Origin of the sequence: Paractinoplanes deccanensis (genome assembly GCF_016862115.1) — a bacterium.
Classification (GTDB): Bacteria; Actinomycetota; Actinomycetes; order Mycobacteriales; family Micromonosporaceae; genus Actinoplanes; species Actinoplanes deccanensis.
This window is the reverse complement of record NZ_BOMI01000094.1, coordinates 42,673-49,294: the sequence shown is the minus strand read 5'-3', so window position 1 is coordinate 49,294 and position 6,622 is coordinate 42,673. Positions and strand designations below refer to the sequence as shown.

Annotated in this window: 7 protein-coding genes; 3 read left to right on the top strand and 4 right to left on the bottom strand. The window is 70.2% G+C overall.

The window, feature by feature from the left end; all coding sequences use genetic code 11:
• Positions 1–57: 57 nt before the first annotated feature.
• The gene (typA, locus tag Ade02nite_RS24420; RefSeq protein WP_203768308.1) at positions 58–1,929 is read right to left on the bottom strand and encodes a translational GTPase TypA; all 1,872 of its coding nucleotides are present in this window, start codon (positions 1,927–1,929) and stop codon (positions 58–60) included.
• A 186-nt stretch (positions 1,930–2,115) separates the two neighbouring features.
• Between typA and Ade02nite_RS24415 the strand changes: the two genes are divergently transcribed.
• Complete coding sequence (locus Ade02nite_RS24415) at positions 2,116–2,916, top strand: transglycosylase SLT domain-containing protein (RefSeq protein ID WP_203768296.1); 801 nt, start codon at positions 2,116–2,118, stop codon at positions 2,914–2,916.
• Positions 2,917–3,078: 162 nt separating this feature from the next.
• Positions 3,079–3,504 carry an uL11 family ribosomal protein gene (locus Ade02nite_RS24410; RefSeq protein ID WP_203768289.1) on the top strand — a complete coding sequence of 142 codons (426 nt, stop codon included), beginning with the start codon at positions 3,079–3,081 and terminating at the stop codon, positions 3,502–3,504.
• 59 nt (positions 3,505–3,563) lie between these two features.
• On the opposite strand, the gene Ade02nite_RS24405 is transcribed toward Ade02nite_RS24410, so the two are convergent.
• A complete protein-coding gene (locus Ade02nite_RS24405) occupies positions 3,564–4,187 on the bottom strand; it encodes an ATP-dependent Clp protease proteolytic subunit (RefSeq protein WP_203768287.1) in 624 nt (207 codons plus the stop codon).
• Positions 4,188–4,304: 117 nt separating this feature from the next.
• Here Ade02nite_RS24405 and Ade02nite_RS24400 point away from each other — a divergent pair, with 117 nt between their 5' ends.
• A complete protein-coding gene (locus Ade02nite_RS24400) occupies positions 4,305–5,198 on the top strand; it encodes an NAD(+)/NADH kinase (protein WP_203768286.1) in 894 nt (297 codons plus the stop codon).
• A gap of 57 nt (positions 5,199–5,255) precedes the next feature.
• On the opposite strand, the gene Ade02nite_RS24395 is transcribed toward Ade02nite_RS24400, so the two are convergent.
• Both Ade02nite_RS24395 and Ade02nite_RS24390 read right to left on the bottom strand, forming a co-directional pair.
• On the bottom strand, positions 5,256–5,900 hold the full coding sequence (locus Ade02nite_RS24395) for an MBL fold metallo-hydrolase (RefSeq protein WP_203768283.1): 645 nt from the start codon (positions 5,898–5,900) through the stop codon (positions 5,256–5,258).
• Position 5,901: 1 nt separating this feature from the next.
• Positions 5,902–6,609: a maleylpyruvate isomerase family mycothiol-dependent enzyme gene (locus Ade02nite_RS24390; protein ID WP_203768281.1), complete on the bottom strand. Its 708-nt coding sequence runs from the start codon at positions 6,607–6,609 to the stop codon at positions 5,902–5,904.
• Positions 6,610–6,622 lie beyond the last annotated feature (13 nt).

Below are 6,622 nucleotides of genomic sequence, written 5' to 3'. Positions count from 1 at the left end.
CAAAGGCGCCCGGGTGGAGACCCGGGCGCCTTTTGCTGTACGCGGCTCGCGCGCGCCTTACTGCTGGGCGGCGTGCTTGCGGCGGGCGGCCTGACGTCCGCGGGTCTGCTGGTCGAGGATGACCTTGCGGATGCGGACGGCGGACGGGGTCACCTCGACGCACTCGTCCTCGCGGCAGAACTCGAGGGCCTGCTCGAGCGAGAGCTTGCGCGGCGGGATCAGCTTCTCGGTCTCGTCGGCGGTCGACGAGCGCATGTTCGTGAGCTTCTTCTCCTTGGTGATGTTGACGTCCATGTCGTCGGCGCGGGAGTTCTCGCCGACGATCATGCCTTCGTACACCTCGGTGGTGGGCTCGACGAAGAGCTGGCCGCGCTCCTGGAGGTTGGTCATGGCGAACGCCGTCACCACGCCGGCGCGGTCGGCCACCAGCGAGCCGTTGTTGCGCGTGCGCAGCTCGCCGAACCAGGGCTCGTACCCCTCGAAGAGGTGGTGCATGATGCCCGTGCCGCGGGTCTCGGTCAGGAACTCCGTACGGAATCCGATCAGGCCCCGGGCGGGGACCAGCCACTCCATGCGCAGCCAGCCGGTGCCGTGGTTGATCAGCTCTTCCATCCGGCCCTTGCGGGTCGACAGCAGCTGGGTGATGGCGCCCATGTACTCGTCGGGGGCGTCGATGGTCAGGCGCTCGACCGGCTCGTGCACCTTGCCGTCGATGGTCTTGGTGACCACCTGCGGCTTGCCGACGGTCAGCTCGTACGACTCGCGGCGCATCTGCTCGACGAGGATGGCCAGGGCGAGCTCGCCGCGGCCCTGCACCTCCCAGGCGTCGGGGCGGTCGGTCGGCAGGACGCGGAGCGAGACGTTGCCGATCAGCTCGCGGTCGAGGCGGTCCTTGACCATGCGGGCGGTGACCTTGCTGCCCTTGACCTTGCCGACCAGCGGCGACGTGTTGGTGCCGAGGACCATCGAGATGGCCGGCTCGTCGACGGTGATCAGGGGGAGCGGCTTCGGGTTCTCCGCGTCGGCCAGCGTCTCACCGATCATGATGTCGGCGATGCCGGCGACGGCCATGATGTCGCCGGGGCCGGCGCTCTCGGCGGGCTTGCGCTCCAGGCCCTCGGTGATCAGCAGCTCGGAGATGCGCACGTTGCTGATCGTGCCGTCGGTCTTGCACCAGGCGACGGTCTGGCCCTTGCGGATGGTGCCCTCGTGCACGCGGCAGAGCGCGAGACGGCCGAGGAAGTTGGACGCGTCGAGGTTGACGACGTGGGCCTGCAGTGGGGCGCCCTCGGTGTAGGTGGGCGCGGGGATGGTCTCGAGGATCGTGTTGAACAGCGCCTCGAGGTCGGTGGCGTCCTCGGGGACGGTGCCGTCCTTGGGCTGCGTCAGCGAGGCGATGCCGTCGCGGGCGCAGGCGTAGATGATCGGGAACTCGATCTGGTGCTCGTCGGCGTCGAGGTCGAGGAAGAGCTCGTACGTCTCGTCGACGACCTCCTTGATGCGGGCGTCGGGGCGGTCGACCTTGTTGATGATCAGGATGATCGGGAGCTTGGCCGCGAGCGCCTTGCGGAGCACGAACCGGGTCTGCGGCAGCGGGCCCTCGGACGCGTCGACGAGCAGGGCGACGCCGTCGACCATGGTGAGGCCGCGCTCGACCTCGCCGCCGAAGTCGGCGTGGCCGGGGGTGTCGATGATGTTGATGGTGACGGGGTCACCCTCGGCGGGCTGGTAGCTGATCGCCGTGTTCTTGGCGAGAATGGTGATGCCCTTTTCCCGCTCCAGGTCCATGGAGTCCATGACGCGGTCGGCCATCTCGCCACGCGCGTGGGACTGGCTCCCCTGGCGCAACATGGCGTCGACCAGGGTTGTCTTGCCATGGTCGACGTGGGCGATGATGGCGACGTTGCGTAGGTCGGTGCGGGTCTGCATGAACCCATTGTCCCCGGTGTTGGTTGCTGTCTCGGCCCGGGGTTCGATGGACGGTACCGGTTCCGCATCACACTAGGTTTGTCCGATTTGCGGGGCAGCCTTTAAGGGAGAGCTTAAGGGACAGCGCGTCCGGGCCGTGATCTGTAGCGTCCGCAACGAACCATCTCACGGGGAAAGGTCGGACCGATGGCTCGGAGAACGTGGGCGCTGGCCCTGGCAGCGCTGGTGGTCGCGGCCGGGTGCGGCTTGGGTGGCAAGGACGACGACAACGCAGCCCCGCAGGCGGTGCCGTCGGCCGTCGCGGCGAGTGACGCCGGCGAGCCGGAGTTCGAGCCGGTCACCGAGAGCCCGACGCCCGAACCGGTGGAGACCACCAGCAAGGCGCCGTCGAAGAAGCCCACCAAGCCGCAGTCGGCCGAGCCGACCGAGCCGCCGTTCTGGAGTCAGCTGCCCGACTGCGCGCACTACGACAAGACCAAGCCGATCTCGAAGAGCAAGGTGAAGACCGCGCTGAAGTCGGCCGCGTCCCGCGTCTACTGGCGCACCGAGGCGCCGAGCCTGCGGATCAACTACCCGCTGATCAAGGCGGTGGCGTGGCAGGAGAGCGGCTGGCAGAGCAACATCCACAACTGCGACGGCGGCGCCGGGGTCATGCAGGTCATGCCCGACACGGTCAGCATGATCAACAACCGGTTCGGCCTGACGTACGACGCGTCGCAGTACCAGCAGAACATCTACGCCGGCGGCAACTACCTGGCCTGGCTGACGAAGTGGGCCGGCGACAACTACTTCGGCGGCAGCTACAACCTGAGCGCCGCCAAGTGCAAGTCGAGCAGCTCGTGGTGCCTGCTCAACGTGGTCATCTCGGGCTACAACGCGGGCTCCGGCGGCATCGAGCAGGCCGCCGCCGACAAGACCCTGCCCAACCCGTCGTACGTGGCGTCCGTGCGCGCGCTGATGAAGCGGTGCCAGTGCGACCAGTACTGAGCGGCGAGCTACACTAGTCGCGGTACCCGAGACCCGCCGCGTTTGCCCTGAGCTGTTTTGCCTACTTAGGCTGCCGGTAGTAAGGTCTCGGGGTTGTCGTGTGTTGATGAAGCTGGCGAGCTGTGAGTTGAGCTTGCAGCTCACCCTAAGGAGCCCTACGCAATGCCGCCCAAGAAAAAGACTCATGAGGTAACCCTCGCGCTTGAGGCGGGTAACGCCGCGATGGTCGACCTCGGCAAGATGCTTGGTCCGACCGGGGCCAACATGCGTGCCGTCAAGGTGGAGTACGACGAGGCCACCGCCAAGAACCGTGGCGAGATCATCCCGGTGATCGTCAGCGTCTACGAGGACCGCAGCCACACGCTGGCCTACAAGACGCCGCCGACCAGCTTCCTGATCCGCAAGGCTCTGGGCATTCAGTCCGGCGCGTCCAACCCGCTGACCCAGACCGTCGGCACGCTGAGCGCGACCCAGGTCAAGGAGATCGCCGAGCGCAAGCTCCCCGACCTCAACGCCAACGACCTCGACGCCGCGATCCAGATCGTGTCCGGCACCGCCCGCTCCATGGGTGTGAAGGTCGCGCAGTAACGCGAGCTCCTGCAAAAAGCCCCCGGTGCACCCCGGGGGCTTTTTCGTGCCCGGAACCGTCAGGACTTGCCGATGATCTCTTCGATGAGGCCGTACTCCAGCGCCTCCTGGGCCGTCAGGCCGCGGCCGGCGGACAGGTCGTCCTCGATGCGGCTGCGGGTCTGGCCGGTCAGCTCCACCAGCCGCAGGGTGATCTCCTCGAGCTCGCGCAGATGCTGCCCGGCGGCGCGCGCCACCTCGTCGGCGGTGCCGCTGACGGCGGCCGCGCGGGGCTCGGTCAGCCGGAAGCGGGCGTGCCGGAAGGCGGCGCGCTTCTCCGCGGCCGCGAGGACCGCGACCACGGCACCGCCGGCCTCCGAGGTGACGACCGCGTGCACCGGCGAGGCCATCGAGTCGATCACGTCGATCACCGAGAGGGCGGCCGCCAGCTCCCCGGCCCCGCTGGCCACGTGCAGCTGCACCGGGGCGGTGCCGGCGGCGTCGAGCGTGAGCAGCGCGGCCGCGACGCCGGTGGCGCCCTCGGGGGTGAGCGGGCCGCGGATCATGACGATGCGCTGGTCGAAGAGTCGCTCCTCCAGCCACCCCGGCAGGCCGGGCCCGCCGGCGGGGGGAAGGTGTGGCGGCCAGGGCTCGGGATTTTGCGATGGTTGCCCCCACCGCATCGGATCGTGCCGCAGATTCACCGAAACCTCCCGTCTGCCGCGTGCCGCCAGCCTAACCACGCGGGCACGGGAGGCGGCCACTCCTTCCGCTCAGGGCAAACAGATCGATCGGGGTGGCCGGCGGGTTACGTTGGGACGATGGGCGGCAACGCGGTCATCGGCCTGGTGGTGCATCCTCGCAACGACGTCAGCGAATCCGTCGCGACGGTGGTCGCCGTGGCGGCCCGGGTCGGCGCCCGGGTGGTGGCCCGGCCCGCCGACGCGTCGCGGCTGGGCCTGTTCGCCCTGGACGAACCGGAGTTCGCCGAGCAGGCCGACTTCGTGTTCAGCCTGGGCGGCGACGGCACCATGCTGGGCGCGATGCGGCTGATGGCGGGCCGCCCCACCCCGATCCTCGGCGTCAACCACGGCAACCTCGGCTTCCTCATCGAGACCAGCCCGGCCGAGCTGCCCGGTGCACTCGAACGGCTGATCGCCGGCGAGTTCAGCCTCGAACCGCACAGCGGCCTCGCGGCGGGCCCGGACATCGCCTTCAACGACGTGGTCCTCACGGCCGCCAAGCCCTGGACGTCGGTGGCGCTCGACCTCTCGCTGAACGGCGTCCGCCACGGCTACTTCCGCTGCGACGCCGTGGTCGTGTGCACCCCGACGGGCTCTACCGCCTACAACTACGCGGCCGGCGGCCCGATCATCTCCCCGTCGGTGCCCGCGATCGGCCTCACCCCGGTGGCCCCGATGGCCGGCATCAGCCGCCCCATCGTCCTCGGCGGCGCCGAGGTCATCACCCTGCGCGGCACGGCACCCGCCCGCGCCTCCCTCGACGGCGCCTCGTCCGTCGAGCTCCCCGAGGGCACCGACATCACCCTCCAGCTGCGCCCGAACGCCGTCAACGTGGTCCGCTTCGACCGCGCCGCCCACGAGCGCCGCACCCGCATCAAGCTCAGCCTGCTCGACCTGCCGCTGCGCCCCGACCAGCTGATCGAGCTGGTCCCCGAGCACCTCCGCGACCGCGTCCTGAAACAGCAGTCCTAGACCTCGCCGCGGGACGTGGCGGCCTGGGCCGGGCCCGGGCCCGGCTCAGGCGGTGGGTCACCAGCCTCGTTCGCGCCATTCGGCGAGGTGGGGGCGCTCGTTGCCGAGGGTGGAGTCCTTGCCGTGGCCGGGGTAGAACCACGTGTCGTCGGGCAGGCGGGAGAAGACCTTGCTCTCCAGGTCGTCCATCAGCGACAGGTGGTCCGCGGGGGTGACCGTCTTGCCGTGGCCGCCGGGGAAGAGGCTGTCGCCGGTCCACAGATGGGCGGTGCCGTTCGGGTCCTGGTAGAGCAGGGCGATCGAGCCGGGCGTGTGGCCGACCAGGTGGATGACCTCCAGGGCCGCGTCGCCGACCGTGATGGTCTCGCCCTCGCGCAGGTCGCGGTTGACCAGGGGGATCTCGGCGGCGTCCTCGATGTGGGCCAGCGACTCGGCGCCGGTCTTGCTGATCACCTCGGAGAGGGCCTGCCAGTGGTCGCCGTGGCGGTGGGTGGTGACCACCGTGGCCAGGCCGCCGTCGCCGATCAGGCCGAGCAGGGTGCCCGCCTCGTTCGCGGCGTCGATCAGCAGCTGCTCGCCGCCGCTGCGCAGCAGGTAGGCGTTGTTCTCCATCGGGCCGACGGCGACCTTGGTGATGGTCAGGGCGCCGAGGTCGCGGACGTCGGCGGGCCCGCCGACGGTCACGTCACCGGTGTAGGTCATGTCACTTCCACCTCGCTGGTTCGGGGAGCTCGCCATCCGGCGAGACGGTCAGGTCGGCGCCGTCGGCGCGGCCGGCCAGCCACGCGGCGAGCGACTTGGTCGGGCCGCCGATCACCGGCGGGTTGTCGGCCGAGCCGATGGTCAGGGCGTGTTCGATGCCGTACGGGCGCAGCTCCATCGCGGGCCAGCCCGCCGAGACCGCCTCGCTGACGATCTCGCGCAGCAGCCGCAGCGCGAACGCGTCGGACCAGTCGGCCGGCGTGTAGGACAGGCCCAGGTCGACGTGGTGGACGCTGACCTCGCGCAGGCGCGCCCACGGCACCGCGGCCGCCGACTGGTTGATCGGCGGCAGGAAGAACGCCCACGCCTCGGCCGGCATCGCGGCGCCGGCGTCGGCGAAGCGGTCGTGCGCGGCGCGGATGTCGTCGAGCTGCTCGCGCAGCGGGCGCCCGGCGCCCTCCTGGATGCCCGCCTCGCGCGCCTCGGCGGAGGCGTACGGCGGCGTCTCCACGCCCGTGCGGGCCCAGGTCAGCAGGTTCGTCAGCGCGTCGGCGTTGCGCGCGACGTGGGTCAGGACGTGCCCGACCGTCCAGTCGGGCAGCAGCGACGGCCGGCCGACCGCGGCGGGATCCAGGTCGGCGGCGGTGCGCAGAAGTTCCTCGGTGGCTCGGTCCACGTCTGTCAGGAGAACGAGCGGGTCCATTGTCATGACGGACTGCACC